The sequence below is a fragment of the Pseudobacillus badius genome, assembly GCF_002189605.1.
Taxonomy (GTDB): domain Bacteria; phylum Bacillota; class Bacilli; order Bacillales; family Domibacillaceae; genus Pseudobacillus; species Pseudobacillus badius.
This window is the reverse complement of sequence record NZ_MWMM01000003.1, coordinates 532,114-551,594: the sequence shown is the minus strand read 5'-3', so window position 1 is coordinate 551,594 and position 19,481 is coordinate 532,114. Positions and strand designations below refer to the sequence as shown.

20 protein-coding genes are annotated in these 19,481 nt (G+C 46.2%); 9 read left to right on the top strand and 11 right to left on the bottom strand.

What is annotated here, in order from left to right; all coding sequences use genetic code 11:
- Positions 1–482 precede the first annotated feature (482 nt).
- A complete protein-coding gene (locus tag B1A98_RS08890; protein WP_063384468.1) occupies positions 483–1,847 on the bottom strand; it encodes a YjiH family protein in 1,365 nt (454 codons plus the stop codon).
- Between the two features lie 485 nt (positions 1,848–2,332).
- On the opposite strand from B1A98_RS08890, the gene ilvA reads away from it, so the two are divergent.
- Positions 2,333–3,592 (top strand): threonine ammonia-lyase IlvA, encoded by a 1,260-nt coding sequence (ilvA, locus tag B1A98_RS08885; protein ID WP_041095505.1) that lies wholly within the window; start codon positions 2,333–2,335, stop codon positions 3,590–3,592.
- Between the two features lie 64 nt (positions 3,593–3,656).
- Here ilvA and B1A98_RS08880 read toward each other — a convergent pair whose 3' ends face one another.
- From B1A98_RS08880 to B1A98_RS08850, 7 genes are all read right to left on the bottom strand, one after another.
- Positions 3,657–4,124 (bottom strand): 2-thiouracil desulfurase family protein, encoded by a 468-nt coding sequence (locus B1A98_RS08880; protein WP_063384469.1) that lies wholly within the window; start codon positions 4,122–4,124, stop codon positions 3,657–3,659.
- 109 nt (positions 4,125–4,233) lie between these two features.
- Positions 4,234–4,923 carry a bacillithiol biosynthesis deacetylase BshB2 gene (gene bshB2 / locus B1A98_RS08875; protein ID WP_063384848.1) on the bottom strand — a complete coding sequence of 230 codons (690 nt, stop codon included), beginning with the start codon at positions 4,921–4,923 and terminating at the stop codon, positions 4,234–4,236.
- A 38-nt stretch (positions 4,924–4,961) separates the two neighbouring features.
- Positions 4,962–5,306 carry a YojF family protein gene (locus B1A98_RS08870; protein ID WP_041095500.1) on the bottom strand — a complete coding sequence of 115 codons (345 nt, stop codon included), beginning with the start codon at positions 5,304–5,306 and terminating at the stop codon, positions 4,962–4,964.
- Between the two features lie 107 nt (positions 5,307–5,413).
- Positions 5,414–6,223 (bottom strand): pyridoxine/pyridoxal/pyridoxamine kinase, encoded by an 810-nt coding sequence (gene pdxK, locus B1A98_RS08865; protein ID WP_041095498.1) that lies wholly within the window; start codon positions 6,221–6,223, stop codon positions 5,414–5,416.
- A gap of 199 nt (positions 6,224–6,422) precedes the next feature.
- A complete protein-coding gene (menC, locus tag B1A98_RS08860) occupies positions 6,423–7,568 on the bottom strand; it encodes an o-succinylbenzoate synthase (RefSeq protein WP_063384470.1) in 1,146 nt (381 codons plus the stop codon).
- 3 nt (positions 7,569–7,571) lie between these two features.
- Positions 7,572–8,675 carry a M20 peptidase aminoacylase family protein gene (locus B1A98_RS08855; protein ID WP_063384849.1) on the bottom strand — a complete coding sequence of 368 codons (1,104 nt, stop codon included), beginning with the start codon at positions 8,673–8,675 and terminating at the stop codon, positions 7,572–7,574.
- A gap of 58 nt (positions 8,676–8,733) precedes the next feature.
- On the bottom strand, positions 8,734–9,540 hold the full coding sequence (locus B1A98_RS08850) for a MurR/RpiR family transcriptional regulator (protein WP_082821696.1): 807 nt from the start codon (positions 9,538–9,540) through the stop codon (positions 8,734–8,736).
- Between the two features lie 110 nt (positions 9,541–9,650).
- On the opposite strand from B1A98_RS08850, the gene B1A98_RS08845 reads away from it, so the two are divergent.
- From B1A98_RS08845 to B1A98_RS08825, 4 genes are all read left to right on the top strand, one after another.
- Positions 9,651–11,054 carry a YfcC family protein gene (locus B1A98_RS08845; RefSeq protein ID WP_063384471.1) on the top strand — a complete coding sequence of 468 codons (1,404 nt, stop codon included), beginning with the start codon at positions 9,651–9,653 and terminating at the stop codon, positions 11,052–11,054.
- A gap of 378 nt (positions 11,055–11,432) precedes the next feature.
- Positions 11,433–12,113 (top strand): uracil-DNA glycosylase, encoded by a 681-nt coding sequence (locus tag B1A98_RS08840; RefSeq protein WP_240492439.1) that lies wholly within the window; start codon positions 11,433–11,435, stop codon positions 12,111–12,113.
- Between the two features lie 345 nt (positions 12,114–12,458).
- Complete coding sequence (locus tag B1A98_RS08830) at positions 12,459–12,749, top strand: YwdI family protein (RefSeq protein ID WP_063384473.1); 291 nt, start codon at positions 12,459–12,461, stop codon at positions 12,747–12,749.
- 10 nt (positions 12,750–12,759) lie between these two features.
- Positions 12,760–13,128: a DUF423 domain-containing protein gene (locus B1A98_RS08825; RefSeq protein WP_063384474.1), complete on the top strand. Its 369-nt coding sequence runs from the start codon at positions 12,760–12,762 to the stop codon at positions 13,126–13,128.
- 97 nt (positions 13,129–13,225) lie between these two features.
- Here the strand turns inward: B1A98_RS08825 and gerQ are convergent, their stop codons facing one another.
- Together gerQ and hemQ are read right to left on the bottom strand one after the other, a co-directional pair.
- Positions 13,226–13,597 (bottom strand): spore coat protein GerQ, encoded by a 372-nt coding sequence (gene gerQ, locus B1A98_RS08820; RefSeq protein WP_370511062.1) that lies wholly within the window; start codon positions 13,595–13,597, stop codon positions 13,226–13,228.
- 214 nt (positions 13,598–13,811) lie between these two features.
- Positions 13,812–14,558, bottom strand: a complete 747-nt coding sequence (gene hemQ, locus B1A98_RS08815; RefSeq protein WP_063384475.1) for a hydrogen peroxide-dependent heme synthase — start codon at positions 14,556–14,558, stop codon at positions 13,812–13,814.
- A 192-nt stretch (positions 14,559–14,750) separates the two neighbouring features.
- Between hemQ and pta the strand changes: the two genes are divergently transcribed.
- Both pta and lipL read left to right on the top strand, forming a co-directional pair.
- On the top strand, positions 14,751–15,725 hold the full coding sequence (gene pta, locus B1A98_RS08810) for a phosphate acetyltransferase (protein WP_063384476.1): 975 nt from the start codon (positions 14,751–14,753) through the stop codon (positions 15,723–15,725).
- A 197-nt stretch (positions 15,726–15,922) separates the two neighbouring features.
- Complete coding sequence (gene lipL, locus B1A98_RS08805; protein WP_063384477.1) at positions 15,923–16,768, top strand: octanoyl-[GcvH]:protein N-octanoyltransferase; 846 nt, start codon at positions 15,923–15,925, stop codon at positions 16,766–16,768.
- Between the two features lie 35 nt (positions 16,769–16,803).
- Here the strand turns inward: lipL and B1A98_RS08800 are convergent, their stop codons facing one another.
- Positions 16,804–17,496 carry an RsfA family transcriptional regulator gene (locus tag B1A98_RS08800; RefSeq protein WP_063384478.1) on the bottom strand — a complete coding sequence of 231 codons (693 nt, stop codon included), beginning with the start codon at positions 17,494–17,496 and terminating at the stop codon, positions 16,804–16,806.
- A 218-nt stretch (positions 17,497–17,714) separates the two neighbouring features.
- On the opposite strand from B1A98_RS08800, the gene B1A98_RS08795 reads away from it, so the two are divergent.
- Both B1A98_RS08795 and B1A98_RS08790 read left to right on the top strand, forming a co-directional pair.
- Positions 17,715–17,939 (top strand): YuzB family protein, encoded by a 225-nt coding sequence (locus B1A98_RS08795; RefSeq protein WP_063384479.1) that lies wholly within the window; start codon positions 17,715–17,717, stop codon positions 17,937–17,939.
- Between the two features lie 232 nt (positions 17,940–18,171).
- Entirely contained in the window at positions 18,172–19,470 is a 1,299-nt protein-coding gene (locus tag B1A98_RS08790) for an HD domain-containing protein (protein ID WP_063384480.1), read from the top strand.
- Positions 19,471–19,481: the final 11 nt, after the last annotated feature.

Genomic DNA, 19,481 nt, shown 5'->3' with positions numbered 1-19,481 from the left:
CTGCGCGCCTTCCATTCCAACCAACAGGGTGCATAAAAAGAGGCCAGCTGTAGACATATCTATTTGAAAATGGAATCATTCAGCCGTCCTTTCTTTGCTTGCGGATAGGAGTGTTGCTTTCCATTTCAGGCGCTTCGCTTTCCGCGGGGCGGGCGGCGAGCCTCCTCGGCGTCCAAGCGCCTGCGGGGTCTCGCCTGTCCCGCAGATCCCGCTGGAGTCTGCGCGCCTTCCATTCCAACCAACAGGGTGCATAAAAAGAGGCCAGCTGTATAGATATATCTGTTTGAAAATGGAATCATTCAGCCGTCCTTTCTTTGCTTGCGGATAGGAGTGTTGCTTTCCATTCCAGGCGCTTCGCTTTCCGCATAGGGGAACGCTGTTCAAACAAAAATGGCCAAAGGGGCTCGGAATAAGGTCCTTCCGAGCCCCTTTGGCCGGCACGCTTACATATATTTTTGAGGGAAATATATGTAAGCGTTTAACTAAAATAACAAATGAGCGATTCCTGCGATAATCGGCAGGGAGATTATCGTTCTTAATAAGAAAATGAGGATCAGGTCTTTAATGGAAACAGGGATCTTTGTTCCAAGAATCAGACCGCCGACTTCAGACATATAGATTAATTGAGAAACGGACAGGCTGGCAATAACGAAGCGGGTTAACTCGCTTTCGATGCCTGAACCGATAATGGAAGGCAGAAACATATCAGCAAATCCAACCACAATCGTTTCGGAAGCTTCCTTAGCAAACGGAATTTGCAGAAGTTCCAAGAGCGGAATGAACGGTGTTCCGAGCCATTGGAAAAATGGAGTTGTTTCCGCAATGATTAAAGCGATGGTTCCGATAGCCATGACAATCGGAGCTACACCAAGCCACATGTCAATAACGTTTTGCAGACCGTCTTTTACAATAGCCGCCGGCTTGTTCTTCTCCGCTTGGGCGACTGCTTGTTTGAAGCCGTAGCTGAACGGCGTGTAGCCTGCAGGGATGCTTTCATCATCGCTTTTTCTGTCTTCGCCGTTGACGAACGTATCTATTTTCTTTGACAGCGGCGGGATGCGCGGCAAAATTAGGGCGCAAACGATTCCTGCTAAAATGACTGTTCCATAGAATGGAAGGAAATACTGAGATAAGCCAACCTGACCGATAACAACTAAACAGAATGTAACCGATACAACGGAAAATGTAGTCCCGATAATTGCGGCTTCCTTCTTTGTGTAAAAGCCTTCTTCGTACTGTTTGCTTGTCAGCAATACGCCGATGGTTCCGTCGCCAAGCCATGAAGCCAGACAGTCAACAGATGAACGGCCCGGAAGCTTGAAAAGCGGGCGCATAATTTTAGTTAGCGAATAACCAAAAAACTCAAGCAAGCCGAAATTCAGAAGCAGCGGCAACAGCAAGCCGGCGAATAAAAATGTAGAAAACAAGATAGGCAAGAGCGAATACAGCAGCATGCCGCCGGTTTCATCAGAATGCACCCATTCAGGTCCAAGCTTGTACAGCGTCATGACTGCAAAGATCGCTCCAATAATGCGCACAAACGCCCAGACAGGAGCTACATCGAATAAAGAAGCCAGAAATGGCGAGTGACGGACAAAGGACGGGCGTACCGTTTTAACAAAAATTGTCCCCACAGCCGCCAGCACGACCAAATAGGTCATGATGATTGGAATAGCTTGGCCCATAACTGACTGTAAAAAATTAGACAAAATAGCAATTGGAATCGTCAGTTCGCCGTCAACAGGCACAGGCGTCATAAAAAAGAAAACTCCTATTAAGGAAGGAATGACAAAACGTAAAATGCTCGGCAAGGAGCTTTTAGTAGCAGTAGCAGCAGTAGTTTTCATTCAACCTTTTCCTTTCAATGTATAGTATTGAATAATTATTAACTATTTTTAAATTTTATACATAATTAATTAAAAATACAACCCCCTTTATTATTATTCGAATATATAAAAAATTCGAATCTGTTTTATGAATATAGCATAAAACACTAGTATTGAGAAGAGTATTTGTCTAAATCTTTTAAAGATAAAAATAATAAAAAAAGGAAAAGTATATTTAAAAATAAAAACTTTTGAATATACAAAAATGAACAAAAATATAATGAAGTGATTAAAGAGAAAAAGAGGGCTGGAAAGCTGGTTTATCAGGGCAGAAATGGAGTTTTCCCCATAGCTTGCTTTAAAAAACAGGCTGTTCACATGAAAGCGGCATGCATGCTTCAATTCATTAAAGAAGAAAAGAAAAAAGAAATGGGCAGAATTCCTATCCACGCATGAACAGGTATGTTAAAATAATTCTTAAAATTCAATTAAAGAAGGGGAAAAATGTGAGCAAAGCTTTAACGAAGATCAAAGTAGAAGACATCGTAGTGGCTAATCAAACGCTAAAAGACGTTGTGGTGAAAACACCGCTGCAAAAAAATGAATTGCTTTCTGCCTACTATGGCTGCAATATCTATTTAAAAAGGGAAGATCTGCAAGTGGTTCGTTCATTTAAGCTGCGGGGAGCGTATAATTTCATTTACAACCTGCCGACTGAAGAACGGGCGAAGGGCGTTGTGTGTGCGAGCGCGGGCAATCATGCGCAAGGAGTAGCCTTCTCTTGCAATGCGCTAAATATTAAAGGCGTCATCTTTATGCCATCGACCACGCCAAGACAAAAAATAACACAGGTAAAGCGCTTTGGCGGCCAGCATGTCGAGGTCGTATTAATTGGCGATACATTTGATGATTCTTATGAGGCAGCAAGGGAATATTGCACGAAGGAAGGAATGGTATTTGTCCATCCGTTCGATGCATACCCAACCATTGCGGGCCAGGGCACGGTAGGCGTGGAGATTATGAATGAAGCGCCCCAGCCGATTGATTATGTTTTTTGTTCCATCGGAGGCGGCGGTCTTGCCGCAGGGGTTGGCTCCTATATGAAAAGCATCAGCCCCCATACCCGCATGATTGGCGTTGAGCCGGAAGGAGCGGCGGGAATGAAAACGTCGCTGACGCAGGATCAAGTAGTGACGTTAGAAAAGATTGACCCTTTTGTCGATGGAGCAGCGGTGAAGCAAGTCGGCCATTTAACAATGGAAGTTTGCCGGGAAGTGATTGATGATATTGTTGTGGTACCTGAAGGAAAAGTATGTACGACCATCTTGAAACTTTATAACGAAAATGCAATTATTGCTGAGCCGGCGGGCGCTTTGCCGATCGCGGCCCTTGATTTTTATAAAAATGAAATTAAAGGAAAAAATGTCGTCTGTGTCATTAGCGGCGGCAATAACGATATCGACCGCATGCAGGAGATTAAGGAGCGATCTCTTATTTATGAAGGCATGAAGCATTATTTCATTGTCAATTTTCCGCAGCGAGCCGGTGCTTTGCGTGAATTCATGCACGAGGTTCTGGGTGAGCATGATGATATTACGCGTTTTGAGTATACGAAGCGCACAAACCGCGATGAGGGGCCGGTTCTCGTCGGTATTGAACTGAAATCAAAAGCTGACTATTTGCCGCTGATTGAACGGATGCAGCAAAAAGGATTTCCATACATCGAGATCAATAATGATCCATTCCTGTTTAATTTATTGATTTAAAGCACAAAAAAACACATCGGTTTCCAAGCCGGTGTGTTTTCCGTTGTTACAAACCGGGAAAAGGCTACTCTACTTCAGCTAGAATAGAGTGAAGCTTTTCCTCAGAGACAACTTTCACCTGATTTTTTAACAGCAAGGCTGCAGTGACGCCGGTGCCTGCCATTTTTTTATGTTGAAATTCGCCATTGTAAATCATTGTGCTCCCGCAAGAAGGACTGTATTCTTTTAGCACCACGATCGAGGCGTTCACTTCCTTGGCTTTTTCTAATGTTTCATAGGCGCCTTTTAGGTAAAGCTCCGTTACATCCCGTCCCGATTTCTCGATGACTTTCGCCGTTCCGCGAAGAACATCCTCTCCTGTTCCCCCTACTATCTCAGCAGGCTCTCTTGGAGTCGAAAACCCGCCCATTAGTTCCGGACAAACAGCGATCGCCTTTCCGTTTTTGATCAAATCGCGCACCCTGCTGTCCAAGCTGTGCGATCCATTATATCTGACCTCCAAGCCGGCTAAGCAAGAACTTACCAAAATCATAGCTAATCCTCCGTTTTCCCTTTATTCTGCCAATTAAAAAAGAAGAAAAAGGAGTCGGCCCAACCATTCATTTTTCATGACCTTTTGGGGCGGCTCCTTCGATAATAGTCTATAGTTCACTTACTTTGTCATCGTCCCAGCGATAGGTCCAAAACCGCTCGAACGTAATGCGCTCTACAGTGGCTTCATCATTTTGTGCCAGCAGCTTCTCTATTTCCTTCAGCATCCAGACTGTTTGAGAAATATGCGCGCGCAAAGCAGCCATTTTTTGCTCCAAGACCTCTGAGATATCATACACGAGGTCAGGCGCCCCTAAATCGGCGTCTGTGTTGTTGGCAAAAGCAACAAGGTGAAGCTTCGGCCGCTTTTCCTCCGGAAGCCGGCGGACGGCGCGGACAACAGCGCGTGCGGTTGCTTCATGATCGGGGTGAACGGCGAATCCGGGATAGAAGCTAATAATAAGAGACGGGTTCAATTCAGCAATCAAGTCGGAAACGAGATTGGCCATTTTGTTGTCATCTTCAAACTCCAGCGTTTTATCGCGCAGCCCCATCATGCGCAGATCTTGAATGTCGATCGCTTCGGCCGCTTTAATAAGTTCTGCCTTGCGAATGTCCGGAAGCGATTCCCGGGTAGCGAACGGCGGGTTCCCGAGATTTCGGCCCATTTCGCCAAGTGTCAAACAGGCATATGTAACCGGTGTCCCTCGTTTTCTATGTGTCGCAATGGTGCCTGAAACACCGAATGCTTCATCATCGGGGTGGGGAAACACGACGAGTACGTGCTGTTCTTTTTCAATTTCCGTTAACAAGGAGAATCACCTTCCTTTGCTTATTATTAAAACGGTTCTTCGCCTATTTGCAACGCAACGGCCAGTTTGCCATCAAAACCATGGCCGGCAAGAAGAAGCCTGCCTTTTTCATCAAAACTGAAATGGGTCAGCCCTTCAGCATACACCCAGCCGATGGAAAGCTTTAAACCTGCGCGGTAGGGGCCTTCTCCCACGATTTTTCCATGCTCATACGTAAGCTTGGCATTGCGGATATAAGCACCCGCCGAAAAGAAGCTTTCATCAAAGTGAGAAGCATACGCTCCATTGGTTGTTTCTAAATGAATATAAACTTCCTTGTTAGCAAATCTATCAATTGACTCTTGAACTTTTGCTGCAATAATTGGCTCCACGTTCATCCACCTCCATAAGCGCCTGTAATGAATATTTTACAAGAAATGAACGAGGATTGCGAAAAATGAGCCTAAAAAGCCACCCGTGAAGAAGGGTGGCTGATTGATTACTGTTTAATTTGATTAAAAGCACCGTGCATAACTGGTCCGACGTATTGGTTCAGCTTAAAGCCATGGCGGATCGCTGCGCTGACAAAGTCCTTGGCATTTGAGACGGCTGTTTTGACATCCTGTCCTTTAGCCAGATTCGCTGTAATGGCAGCCGCGAATGTACAGCCTGCTCCATGGTTGTATGTAGTCGCTACTTTTTCTGCTTCTAGTACAGTGAACTCTGTGCCATCGTAGAAGACGTCTACTGCTTTTTCATGCTCAAGCTGTTTGCCGCCTTTTACCACAACGTTCTTGGCGCCTAAATCATGAATCTTCTGAGCGGCTTCTTTCATTTGCTCAACTGTGCGGATAGGACCGATGCCGGAAAGCTGTCCAGCTTCAAATAGGTTCGGTGTCACCACTGTAGCGATAGGAAGCAAGAACTCGCGCATAGCAACCGGTGCTTCCGGATTTAACACTTCATCGTCGCCTTTGCATACCATGACCGGATCAATCACGACCTTGTCCAATCCGTTTGCTTTAATGTGCTTGCCCGCTGTCTCGATAATTTCTGCCGTAGCCAGCATGCCTGTTTTCACTGCGTCAATGCCGACAGACATCGCTGTTTTTAATTGAGCTTCCAGCGTATCAATGGATAGCGGGTGAACGCCATGGCTCCAGTGGTTGTCCGGGTCCATTGTAACGATCGTTGTTAGCGCTGTCATCCCGTAAACGCCATGTTCCTGGAACGTTTTTAAGTCCGCCTGAATGCCGGCGCCGCCGCTTGTATCTGAGCCCGCAATGGTTAATACCTTCTTCATTTCCATGCTGTAAAAAGCCTCCTTTGAGTGTATAGCGATATAAGTTGCTACTAACATTTTAAAAAATTAAGACACTTTGCACAAGCCTTTTCAGGTATGCGGCTGTTAAGATCAGGGAAATCAACAGGCGCAGAAGTGAGAGAAGGGCCAAGAGAAGAGGGGCATCTGTCAGCCAGCAACCTGGCCGGCAGATGCCCCTGTTTGTTTAGGATGGAATCGGATGCGGTGTCTCCGCTGTTGTGATCTTTTCTGTACGCACCAGCACCTTAGCAAGCTTTTCACGGTCGACCTCATAGCCGATTCCGATTTCGCTCGGCACATGGATCACGCCATTGTTCATCGTGATTTCAGGTGTCACAATATCTTCCGACCAATAATGAGAGGAAGGAGCTGTGTCGCCTGGAATCGTAAAGTTGTGAAGTGCGGTCAGCTGGATATTGTGAGCTCTTCCTACTCCTGTTTCGAGCATGCCGCCGCACCAGACAGGAATGTTATGCTCGGCGCACAAGTCATGAATGCGCTTGGATTCATAAAGGCCTCCCACGCGGCCGATCTTAATATTGATGATTTGGCAGCTGCCGAGTTCAATCGCCTTGCGGGCGTCCTCGAGCGAGTGGATGCTTTCATCCAGACAAACCGGCGTTTCAAGGGTTTTTTGCAAAGTCGCATGATCAATGATATCGTCATGGGCTAAAGGCTGTTCGATCATTAAAAGCTTGTATTGGTCCAGTTTTTTTAAATGATCTACATCCGCTAATGTGTAGGCTGAGTTGGCATCGGCCATCAGCGCAATATCAGGAAATTCAGCGCGCACGGCATCAATATAGTCAATGTCGGCGCCAGGCTTAATCTTCACCTTAATCTTTCTAAAGCCTTCAGCGGCATATTGGCGCACCTTTTCGACGAGCACGGCAGGAGATTGCTGAATTCCGATGCTTTTGCCGACTTCGATCTCCTTTTTGGTGCCGCCCAGCAGCTCAGCGATGGATTGGTTGTTTTTCTTTGCAAAGGCATCCCATATCGCCGTTTCAAGCGCGGCCTTCGCAATGTTGTTGCGGCGGACAAATTGCAGCATATCATGCACTTCGGCAGGATGATTGATTTGCTGATGAATCAGCCGTGGAATAAGAAACTCCTTCAGCATATAGACAGTAGTGAACGTTGTTTCTTCATTATAATATGGTTCGTTGCTTGTTACGGTTTCTCCCCAGCCTGAGATGCCGGATTCGTCGATTACCTCGACAAGGCACACGTCTTTATGTTCCATCGTGCCAAAACTGGTGGTAAATGGGGCGATAAGTGCCACATTTACATGATGAAGGACCACTTCTTTGATTGTTAATGAGTTCATGATTTAGTTTGCTCCTTTTGCGTGTAGTTCAATTATGTTGGCAAGGACATGTATGCCGTTAAACAGCGCTTCCCGGTCAAAGGTCATATGCGGATGGTGCAAGCCTGGCTGGAGTCCGCAGCCGAGACCGACCATCGTCGCCTTCAAATGAGGCTTCTTGATTGTATAGAAATGAAAATCATCTCCGCCGGGTGTCACGATCGGCTCCGTCGTCTGCTCTTCGCCTATCGAGCGTATAATGGCCTGCCTGGCGATTTCTTGGGCCTCCGGATGCACCTCGGCAGCGGCTACTCCATTTTCTTCAGCTATGTTGATCGTGACATTAAACAAGCTTTGGGTAGACTGCAGAATCTCATGGATGCGGCTGACCAGCTGCTCCATCAGCTCGTTTGTTTGCGCCCGCAAGTCAACAGCCAGCGTGGCGCTTCCGGGAATAATATTCGTATTGCGTTCTCCGGCCAGGAAGCGGGTCACTTTTGCAGAATGCGCAATATTTGGGTCGAGATGGATCGTATGAATGGCGTTCACAATATGGGTGCCAATCTCAACCGCATTATGAGTAAGGTGAGGGCGGGCGCCGTGGGCATCCTCTCCCCGAATGTCAAATTCCAGCGAACCTGTGGCACCGTGCAAAATGGCGGGTGCTGCTTTGCCATTCAGCAGCTCTTGAATCGGCCGCAGGTGAATGCCGTAATAGTAATCCACCTGATCGACTGCCCCTTTTTCGATCAGCTTTAGGGCGCCGGCCCCAACTTCCTCGGCCGGCTGGAAAATGAACCGGACACCGACCTTTTGCAGAATATCTGCGCGGTCCTTGATGCTCCATAGTGCTCCCAAGACCATGGTCATGTGGGCATCATGGCCGCATGAATGGTTTGCTTTTAATTCTCCGTCCACTTCCTGCCACAGCGCGTCCATGTCTGCACGGATAGCGATAACCGGAGCCTCTCCTGAGAAATTGCCGATATCTCCGATTACACCTGTACAATCATCGAAGACAGTGACCGAGCAGCCGGCCTCTTCTAACTTTTCTTTTATATATTTCGTCGTTTCAACCTCTTCCCAGCTCAGTTCAGGGTTGGCGTGCAAGTGATTGAAAGTATCCATTACCCGTTCTTGAAGTGTTGCTGCCAAATGTATGACCTCCCAATAAATTTTTTCCTCATTACTTAATGTAGTAGTTGCTCGTCGGATTAATAAAATCCAGCTTGCCGATCTTTTGAGCAATGTGGAGCAGAAGGCTATTCAAGACAGAGAATGTGACGGGCCCTTTTTCCAATACAGATTTCTTGGCTATTGGTATAACAAGAGTATGATCGGCATACTCAATAAGGGGAGAGAGAAGGGAGTCGGTAATGATGATCACTTCATTTCCGTTATTCCGCGCTTCTTCAGCCAGCCTGATGGTCCCGAGGGCATAGCGGTAGTAAGAGAAAATAATGACGCAGTGCGCTGCTCCTTGCTTAGTAAGGCCGATGTCGGTTTCCGGACGGTAGAGCGTCGTGTTATCCAGCAGACTGTTCAGCAGAACCGCGAACCAATGGGCATAAGCAAAAGACTGATAGTACCCGATCACCTTAATCGTTTCGGCCCCTGCTAAGCTATGAACAATTTTTTCAATGGTAGCCCAATCCAAGTGCTCGGCAATTTGGAGAATGTTTTTGCTGTCGCTTTCCATTACAAGACTGAACGGATGAGTATCCTTTTTCGGTTCTTTTTCAGGAGGGCCTACGGTGAGCAAGCTTCTTTGAACATCCGATTGAAGGGCGCCGTATCCTTCATACCCAACAGCTTTTGAAAAACGAATCACCATTGTTTCGCTCACATCCAAGATGCTGGCGATTTTTTTTGCCGGGTGGGTGGCAAATAAAATCGGGTTGTTCAAGAGCGCCTCTGCCACTTTTTTAAGACCTGGCGTCAAATTTTCATAGTCTTTTTTTGTCTTCTCGTAATAGCTCATTCTGTGTTCCATTCCCTCTCCAAGAATAAATTTTATGATTTATTGTTGTCAAAATAAATTATAAGATTTACGATGGATATAGTCAATTGAAAATTAAAACAATTCAGAACGGAGTGAGGGGAATGGGGGAAAAGAAACGGAAGATCACTTTAGGAATTCCGGACGCTTATGTGATTTTATTCATAATTTTGGTGTTAATGGCTCTATTGACATACGCGATTCCGGCGGGGGAGTTTCAAAGAGAAGAGGTAGATGGAGTAACGGTTGTGGTCCCTGGCAGCTATACACAGGTTGAAGCATCCTCAGCCGGTTTGATGGATATCTTTATTGCTATTCAAAAAGGAATGATTGAATCGGCGCCGCTTATTTTTCTCGTATTGATGATTGGCGGGGCGTTTGCGGTTATTGAGTCAACAGGGGCGATTGATGCATTAATTTTAAAGACGATTGAGAAAACAAAGAATAAAGAGCTCGTCTTGATTACGATTGTGATGATTTTATTTTCAATTTTTGGCACGCTGGGCATTATCGTCAATGCGGTGATTGCTTTTATTCCGATTGGCATTATTTTGGCCAGATCCATGAAGCTTGATGCTGTAGTGGGGGTGTCTATGATCTATTTAGGGGCCTATGCAGGGTTTAACACAGCCTTTCTTGATCCGCTCACTACAGGAACAGCCCAGCAAATTGCCCAGCTGCCCCTTTTCTCAGGCATCGGCTATCGGGTCATTATGTATATAGCTGTCTTGCTGGCTACGATTTTGTACGTCGCTTGGTATGTCAAACGCATACAAAAAAATCCGATGAAAAGCGTCCTTGGGAACACGCCTTTCCCGAAAATTGAGGAGAAGGATGAGCTGAATGGAGAAGTGAGTGTGACAGGCACTCATAAGCTTGTTCTTATATGGCTCGTAGCAGGGATCGGATTGTATGTGTTCGGCGTTTTCAAGTATGGCTGGTCGCTTAATGAGATGGCCGCAATCTTTTTAATGATTGCTGTTGGGACGGCAGTCATCGCCCGTTTAACGCCGAACCGGCTGGTGAAGGAGTTTTTTGCTGGAGCGAGAGGACTGGTATACGGAGCTATGATCATTGGAATGGCCCGTTCCATTGTCGTGATTTTGGAAGACGGAAAAATCCTCGATACGATCGTACAGGGAATGGCGAATGTGATGACGCCATTTACAAGCGTCAGTGGGGCGATTGTTATGTTTATTGCCAATGAATTGTTTAATATTCTTGTATCTTCAGGAAGCGGGCAGGCCGTGATTGTTATGCCGATTATGACTCCGTTGGCCGACTTAATGGATATCCCGAGACAAGTAGCCGTGCAGGCGTACAAGATGGGAGATGGTTTCACCAACGTGATTACCCCTACATCAGGCATCTTGATGGCAAATTTAGCGATTGCCGGTGTTGCCTGGACGAAGTGGCTTCGATTTATTCTGCCGCTGCTGTTAATTTGGACCGTACTAGGCATTATCTTCCTGGCAATTGGCGTTCTGATCGACTGGGGGCCATTTTAAGCTTGGTGCCAGTGAACGTGTACTGAATCATCACTTAGCTAGGCTGCTTTGGATTAGGTGATTTCTGCCTCCGAAGCGGCTTTTTGTTTTGCCATTAGCTATAACAAAACAGTCGTTCGAGCTATTTTCAGCCCCTGCCATTAAGGGGTTGGCCGAAACTGTTTCCCTTCATTTGCCTGTCCCGTCATAGGAAGGTTACAATGTCTTCAAGTGAGTGAAGAAAAAGGGAATGTCAGACAGTCTATGCCCGCTTTCAAAAAAGAGCAGCTGAACACTCCGTTTTTGGCGAGGGTGACCTTATGAGATTGGGTCATCATTTGGCGTTAGTGAAAGAAACCTAGACAGTCTGCTGAATATCCATAATAAGGAGTGATGTTTGTGACAAAGAAAATATTAAAAAATGACTGGTCCGACCTGCTTGCCGAGGAGTTTGAGAAGCCCTATTATCAGCAGCTTCGGGAATTCCTGAAAGAAGAGTATGCGACGAAAACGATTTATCCTGAGATGAATGATATTTATAATGCCCTTCATTATACTCCTTACAAGGATGTAAAGGTGGTGATCCTTGGACAGGATCCGTACCATGGCCCGGGGCAGGCGCATGGACTAAGCTTTTCTGTCAAGCCGGATGTTCCGCTCCCGCCGTCGCTGCGGAATATTTTCAAAGAACTGCACAGCGATCTTGGCTGTCCGGTTCCCCCAACCGGCTACCTGGTGCCTTGGGCTAAGCAGGGGGTGCTTTTGCTGAACACAGTCTTTACTGTCCGCCAGGGTGAAGCACATTCTCATCAGGGAAAAGGCTGGGAGCGGCTGACTGACCGCATCATTTCCTTAATCAGCGGCCGGGAAAAGCCTGTTGTCTTTATTTTGTGGGGAAGGCCGGCCCAGAAAAAGCTGGCGCTTATTGATCAAGAAAAGCATTGCATTATTCAGGCGCCGCATCCAAGTCCTTTATCAGCTTCCAGAGGCTTTTTTGGCAGCCGCCCATTTTCCAAGGCAAATGAGTGCTTGAAAAGCTTTGGGGAGCAGCCGATTGACTGGGAGCTAATTGAGCAATAAAGAACCGTCTTCCTGCCGCCCGCCTGCAGTTTCGGCAACTTTCGCTGTTTCACGTGAAACAGCGCCTTCAAGCGACAGGATTCGTCTTTGTCAAAAAGAATTCGTATTCTGGCCGAGCCAAATTTGTTAGAATGAAAAGCAGGAGGGAAGTGAGCGGAGCAATGAACAAAGTGAATTGTTTTCAGTGCAAGTTCTTTTTCGTTACATGGGACCAGAAAAGTCCGCGCGGCTGCCGGGCTTATGGCTTTAAGTCTAAGCAATTGCCGTCAGCCGTCGTTTTGCACGCTTCCGGCCACCCGTGCCGCCAATTCTCATCCAAATCAGTTAAGCCGTAGCAGGAGGTGCTTGAACATAAATATTTCTCATTTATCCGTTTTGAAGAAAATAGAAGAAGAAATCCGGCAAGCCCGTCTTGCTGAAAAAAGCGGAAGCATGAAACAGCATATTTATACGGTCCGGACATTATGTGATATGCTGCTTGATGAACCAGACAAGGCAGGAACAGGAGTTGTTCGGCCTGAACCGCAGCCAATCAGCAGTCAAGTCACCCAACAGCCGGCACAGCCCGCCTTCAACCAGGCAGAAAAGCTGCAAACAGATGATGGGGCAAACGGCGATTCTATATTTGATTTTTAAGGAGAAGAACATGAAACTATTTATTATTATAGGAGCAATCAACGCTTTCTTATCTGTAGCGCTCGGTGCGTTCGGTGCTCACGGACTAGAAGGAAAAGTAGAACCGAAGTATCTGGAAATTTGGAAAACAGGTGTACAATATCAAATGTTTCATGCAATGGGCATGATTGCGGTCGGCATTCTTATGGGACAAGTCCAGGCTAGTTCTGTGCTGAACTGGTCAGGCTGGATGATGCTGATCGGAACTGTGATCTTCTCGGGCAGCTTGTACGCTCTCACATTGTCAGGGATCAAGGTGCTCGGTGCGATCACGCCAATCGGCGGTGTTGCTTTTCTAGTCGGCTGGGTGCTGCTTATTGTGGCTGCGATGAAATTTTGAGAGACTGTTCAATAAGTCTTTAAGTAAGAACAGGAAAAGAAAAAGGGGCGGCCCAAAAAGTCATTTTTCATGACCTTTTGAAGCCGCCTCTTTTTGGTTACCGCGGCGGATAAGAGGCTAACCCTCCGCCGCCGCCGAATGGATATTGATATTCAATTTCTTCGTCGAACGTGACGTAATCAACGTACACCATCGGTATTAAATAGCGCTTTCCTGTCTGCGGATCACTTAATACCAGGTGGTCGCGACCGGCTGCTTCAATCAGCCCTTTGAAAATCTTAGCATTCCACTCGCGGTTATTTTCGAAAGTTGCATAAACTGTTGCTACCTTTCCCCGGTTCAGGCGCAAGATGTTCTCTATATAAGACTCTTCCGCAGGCAGCATGCCGGGGATGCTTTGGCTTCCCCCTGCCGGCGGAGTGCCAGTGCCTGCAGGAGGCGTTGTCGGAGTGGCAGGATACGTATACATAGGGCTTGGCTGATAATAGGAAGGCATACTGTACATATAAGGGTTAGCAGTTGTTTGATTCACAAGAATCCTCCTTGAACAAATGGTTTTTTAAAACGGTTTGTCAATTAATATGTATGTGAAAATTTATGTTTCATGACAAAAGAAAAAGCCTTTCCTAAAAAACAGGAAAGGCTTTCAAACCGTTCATCAGCAGTTATAGCTGAAAAATATCTCAGTTAATTTGCAGCATCTGTTCCAGCTTGGAATCATCAAGCAGGTTGCCGACGAAGAAAGCGCCGAATTCGCCGTAACGTGCACTCACTTCATCAAAGCGCATCTCATATACGAGCTTTTTGAATTGAAGAACGTCATCAGCAAACAGGGTCACGCCCCACTCATAATCGTCAAAACCGACAGAACCGGTAATGATTTGTTTGACTTTGCCGGCATATTGGCGGCCAATCATGCCATGGCTGCGCATCAGCTTGCCGCGCTCTTCCATTGGAAGCATGTACCAGTTGTCTTCGCCTTGGCGGCGCTTATCCATCGGATAAAAGCAAACATGCTTCGCTTTTGGCAGCTCAGGATACAGACGGGCACGGATTTGCGGGTTTTCATACGGGTCTTCATCACCAGCTAAATAATTGCTCAATTCAACAACTGATACGTAAGAATAGCCTGGGATGGTGTAGTCGGCAATTTTCAGCTTATTGAATTCTGTTTCCACTACATTCAATTCTTCCATTGTCGGACGGAGGATCATCAGCATAAAGTCTGCTTTTTGGCCAACAATGCTGTAAAACGCATGGCTGCCTTCCTTGGCTTCATGAACGGTGTTTAATTTATTGAGAAACTGCTGGAATTCATAAATAGCCGTTTGGCGTTCATCACTTGAAAGCATCTTCCAAGCTGTCCAATCAATCAGGCGAAAATCATGAAGGCAATACCAGCCATCAATTGTTTTTGCTGCTTCACTCATTGCGATCCACTCCCTATGTAAATGTTGTCAGTTATTAATATAACATACATCTAGCAGCAATCCATAAAAGTGCTTTGACGGGTGTGTGAACGCGGCGGCAGAAGGGAATGATGAAGAAAGATCCATTTTATTATTTAAAATCATCCTGACAGGCGGTATGCTGAGTATAAGAAGAGACAAGGAGGAAATGGCATGAGTGATTTATTTACAGCTTTAAAAAACAAGCTTTCCGGCCAACAAGTCAAGATTGTGTTTCCGGAAGGGCTTGACGAGCGAATTTTAGCGGCTGCCGGCCGTTTGGCACAAGAGAAGTTATTAACGCCCGTCATTATTGGTCATAACGAAGAAGTATATCAGAAAGCTTCTCAGCTGCAGGTGGAACTCGAAGGAGCAGAAATTGTCGACCCGGCAAGCGACGGCCGTTTAGATGAATTGGTTCAATCATTTGTGGAACGGCGTAAAGGCAAAGCTACAGAGGAAGAAGCAAGGAACATTCTGATGGATGAAAACTATTTCGGCACCATGCTTGTTTATAAGGGGTATGCTGAGGGACTCGTAAGCGGAGCAGCCCATTCGACCGCTGATACTGTCCGCCCAGCCTTGCAAATCATCAAAACCAAGCAGGGCGTCCAAAAGACGTCCGGCGTGTTTATCATGGTGCGGGGAGAAGAGAAGTATGTTTTCGCTGATTGTGCGATTAATATCGCTCCTGACAGCAATGATTTGGCGGAAATTGCTATTGAGAGTGCAAAGACGGCAGAAATGTTTGATATCGAGCCGCGCATAGCGATGCTGAGCTTCTCGACAAAAGGGTCCGCCAAGTCCCCGGAGACGGAAAAGGTAGCCGAGGCGCTTCGGATCGCCAAAGAAAGAGCACCGGGTCTGGCCATTGATGGAGAATTTCAATTTGATGCCGCCTTTGTTCCGGCTGTGGCTAAGAAGAAGGCGCCTGATTCCATTATTCAGGGAGATGCAAATGTGTTTATCTTTCCAGGGCTGGAAGCAGGGAATATTGGCTACAAAATTGCCCAGCGGCTTGGCAACTTCGAAGCTGTCGGACCTATTCTGCAAGGGTTAAATGCTCCGGTGAACGACTTGTCCCGCGGTTGCAGCGAAGAAGATGTCTATAAGCTGGCGCTCATTACGGCGGCTCAATCGTTGAAATAGCGGTTGCAATGCCTGTTTGTTCCCGCTAAAGTGGAATAAAACCGGCAATGGCCTGCAGATAGCGACTGTTTTCTAATGCCAGGCTGATTGAAAATACTTGTCTTTTTAAGGCGCGCCGCTTGCGACGGCCAAGGAAGCAAGGTATTTGTCAATAGCCTGGGTTTTTTAATGTTAATGATCGAGAGGAAGAACGAACGATGAATGAATCGCTACAATTATTAAAGCAGCCGGAGTGGCGCTTGATTGACCAGTCCAGTCTGGGGCCGATGTTTGGCGCCCTTCAATCCTTTGCGGCCGATGATACATTATGCACGGCTGTCGGAGCCGGCATCAGCCCGTCAACTGCCCGGGCATGGGTCCACCATCAAACAATCGTACTCGGCATACAAGATACAAAGCTTCCTTTTTTGCAGGAAGGGGCCGCTTTCTTGCAGGAGGAAGGGTTCACCGTTATTGTCCGTAATTCAGGGGGGCTCGCGGTCGTTCTAGATGAAGGCGTGCTGAATTTGTCGCTTATCTTTCCTGACACGGAAAAGGGAATTGACATTGACCGCGGGTATGAAGCGATGTTTTTGCTGATTAAGGAAATGTTTGCTGACTTTCTGGTGGACATAGAGGCTTATGAGGTTGTCGGCTCCTATTGTCCCGGCAGTTATGATTTAAGCATTGGAGGAAAAAAGTTTGCCGGTATTTCCCAGCGCCGGATTCGCCGCGGAGTAGCGGTGCAAATTTACTTATGCGTAAGCGGCAGCGGTTCAGACAGGGCAGCGCTCATCCGCCGTTTTTATGAGATTGCCAAAAAAGCAGAAAAAACGAAATGGGAGTATCCCGATATTCGTCCGGAAGTGATGGCCTCTTTATCTGAATTACTAGGCTGCGAGCTCACTATACAGGATGTAATGATGAGATTTTTACAGACGATTCACCAGCATGCCGGCCGTCTATACGCCAGTTCATTGCAAGGAGAAGAAATGGATCTCTACCAGGGATACTTGCAGCGTGTAACCGAACGCAATGAAAAAGCCTTATCTGCAGAGTCTTAAAGAGGGCAGATAAGGCTTTGTATTTACACTAACCTTTATTCAGCGAGCTTTTCCAAGTTGCCGTTGCGATCCATTTTAAAAGCGGTAGGGCTAGGCTCTTCTTCATCAAAGAGAACGAGCTTTCTAGCACGGTTCATAATTTTTATTAATGTTTCATAGTCTTCCTGCATCGTCACTGAATTTTGCTCCAGCTCGCGGACCGTTTCCTCCAATGAAGCTTTTTCCTTGGTTAACTGATCTATTTCCTGCTTTAATCTTGCATTCTCTTGTTTCAGCCGGTCTGACTGGTAAGTAGAACTGGAAAGAGTCTGCAAAAAAGCAATGACTTTTTCGATCGACATGTCTTCATGACCGGAAACGAGCGACATTTGCGGCACTTGCTCTGTTTCTGCTTCGATATCATTCGGAAGCGGCAAAGACATGGCTTCTACTTCTTCTATAGAAGGAACCGGAGGCTGATATAGCAGCTTTTTCTTGCCGCCCTGTTCTTTTCCAAGCAGACGGTTCCGTTGCTTGCGCTGTTTTTTGGCGAGGGCAAGCGCTTTTTCATATTGATGGCGCACGACTGCATTCCAGCGGAACCCGCAGGCAGCAGATGTCCGGTTTAATTTGTCCCCAACCTCTTCAAACGCATTCAATTGTGTGCTTCCTTCACGCACATGGCGCAATACGGTTTCCGCGAGCAGCAGGTCGTTTTCTTCTGACCATGCATCTTGTCTGTTTTTCATTCTAATCATCTCCTTGTTTTAGTAAAAGTTTAATTACTGACAGGATGATCCAAATACGTTAGATTTATACCAATATGAAAAAATAATTTTTTTCTGCTAGTTTCCCTGTCTAACCGGCACACGGACGCCACGCTTGTGAGTGAGGTGCTTGCCAACAGCTTTTTTTCGAGGTAAAATACCGTTTAGTTCAACCTTATTTAAGAAAGGATTGTATATAGATGGCAAACGAATTTCGAGTTTGTGATGACTGCCAAGCAGTTAACTTGAAAACTCTAGTGCCAAGGCTAAAGGATATTGATCCGGAAGCAAAAATTGACGTGGCCTGCCAGTCTTACTGCGGACCTGGCCGCAAAAAAACATTTACTTTCGTCAATAACCGGCCGGTTGCTGCTTTGACAGAAGAAGAATTGATGGAAAAAGTAAAGAAGAAGCTAAAGAGATAAAGATGAATCACCTGCCGGAAATGGGATAAGGTGATTTTTTGTTTAAAAAAGCCGGCTGCAGAAATAGCCAGTCATTCTATGAATTTGGCTTCCTGCCGGTATTTTTATAAAGAGAATATAGAACTCCCCCTTTATTTCACTATATGCGGAGGAAGGACGGTTTCTTCCTCCTATCTTCATAATTTTTCCGTTATAATTAAAATAGATGAATAAGCACGAATGGGGGGGCAAAATGGAATACTCACACAGCAAGCTGAAGGAAGAAAAAGTATTTAAAGATCCTGTTCACCGGTACATTCATGTTCGTGATTTAGTGATTTGGGATTTGATCGGCACGAAGGAGTTCCAGCGCCTGCGGCGAATTCGCCAGCTCGGAACCACCTATTTAACATTTCACGGGGCAGAGCACAGCCGTTTCACGCATTCATTGGGCGTATATGAAATTGTCAGGCGCATCGTAGATGATGTGTTCGCTGAGCGGCCGGAATGGAACAAAGAGGACCGCCTGCTCTCGCTATGCGCGGCTCTTTTGCATGATGTTGGGCACGGGCCGTTTTCACATTCGTTTGAAAAAGTATTCCACCTTGATCATGAAGCGTTTACAAAAGAAATTATTCTAGGAGAAACAGAAATAAACGCCGTGTTGTCAAAGGTTCACGAAGGTTTTCCGAAGCAGGTCGCCGAGGTGATCGGCAAAACGCATGAAAATAAGCTCGTCGTCAGTTTGATTTCAAGCCAGATTGATGCTGACCGAATGGATTATTTGCAGCGGGATGCTTATTTTACAGGGGTCAGCTACGGGCATTTTGATATGGAGCGCTTGCTGCGCGTCATGCGTCCGCGAGAGGATCAAGTCGTCTTTAAGCAAAGCGGGATGCACGCAGTGGAAGACTATATCATGAGCCGCTATCAAATGTATTGGCAAGTATATTTTCATCCAGTCACAAGGAGTGCGGAAGTCCTGCTGACTAAAATACTTCACCGGGCGAAAGAGCTGAATCAGCAAAATTACCCATTTACATACCCGCCTCTGCACTTTTACTCTATTTTTCAAGAGAAATACATTCTTGCAGACTATTTAAAACTCGATGAAGCTGTTATGCTGTATTACTTTCAAGTGTGGCAGGAAGAAAAAGATCCGATACTAAGTGATTTATGCCGCCGGTTTGTCAATCGTGACTTATTTAAGTATGTAGAATTTGATCCTGCAAAGGAGTACCGCAAACACAGTGAATTAGAAGCGTTATTTAAAAAAGCCGGCATTGACCCGGAATATTATCTTGTATTTGACTCTTCATCCGACCTTCCGTATGATTTCTACCGGCCGGGAGAAGAAGAAGAACGGCTGCCGATCTATTTATTGATGAACACGGGTGAACTGCGCGAACTGTCACGCGAGTCTGACATCGTTGATGCCATTTCGGGTAAAAGAAGAACAGACCATAAATTATATTTTCCTGCCGATTTATTGACTGATGATTCATCCAAGCGCAATATTAAGCGGCAGATTCGATCGATTTTAGAAATTTGACGCCGGGAATG

Coding starts and splice junctions, on each gene's coding strand:
- B1A98_RS08890 (WP_063384468.1), bottom strand. CDS start 1,847: ATGAAAACTACTGCTGCTACTGCTACTAAAAGCTCCTTGCCGAGCATT.
- B1A98_RS08880 (WP_063384469.1), bottom strand. CDS start 4,124: ATGATTTTGGTAAGTTCTTGCTTAGCCGGCTTGGAGGTCAGATATAAT.
- pdxK (WP_041095498.1), bottom strand. CDS start 6,223: ATGGAAATGAAGAAGGTATTAACCATTGCGGGCTCAGATACAAGCGGC.
- menC (WP_063384470.1), bottom strand. CDS start 7,568: ATGAACTCATTAACAATCAAAGAAGTGGTCCTTCATCATGTAAATGTG.
- B1A98_RS08855 (WP_063384849.1), bottom strand. CDS start 8,675: ATGGATACTTTCAATCACTTGCACGCCAACCCTGAACTGAGCTGGGAA.
- B1A98_RS08850 (WP_082821696.1), bottom strand. CDS start 9,540: ATGGAACACAGAATGAGCTATTACGAGAAGACAAAAAAAGACTATGAA.
- B1A98_RS08845 (WP_063384471.1), top strand. CDS start 9,651: ATGGGGGAAAAGAAACGGAAGATCACTTTAGGAATTCCGGACGCTTAT.
- B1A98_RS08825 (WP_063384474.1), top strand. CDS start 12,760: ATGAAACTATTTATTATTATAGGAGCAATCAACGCTTTCTTATCTGTA.
- gerQ (WP_370511062.1), bottom strand. CDS start 13,597: ATGTATACGTATCCTGCCACTCCGACAACGCCTCCTGCAGGCACTGGC.
- hemQ (WP_063384475.1), bottom strand. CDS start 14,558: ATGAGTGAAGCAGCAAAAACAATTGATGGCTGGTATTGCCTTCATGAT.
- pta (WP_063384476.1), top strand. CDS start 14,751: ATGAGTGATTTATTTACAGCTTTAAAAAACAAGCTTTCCGGCCAACAA.
- lipL (WP_063384477.1), top strand. CDS start 15,923: ATGAATGAATCGCTACAATTATTAAAGCAGCCGGAGTGGCGCTTGATT.
- B1A98_RS08800 (WP_063384478.1), bottom strand. CDS start 17,496: ATGAAAAACAGACAAGATGCATGGTCAGAAGAAAACGACCTGCTGCTC.
- B1A98_RS08795 (WP_063384479.1), top strand. CDS start 17,715: ATGGCAAACGAATTTCGAGTTTGTGATGACTGCCAAGCAGTTAACTTG.
- B1A98_RS08790 (WP_063384480.1), top strand. CDS start 18,172: ATGGAATACTCACACAGCAAGCTGAAGGAAGAAAAAGTATTTAAAGAT.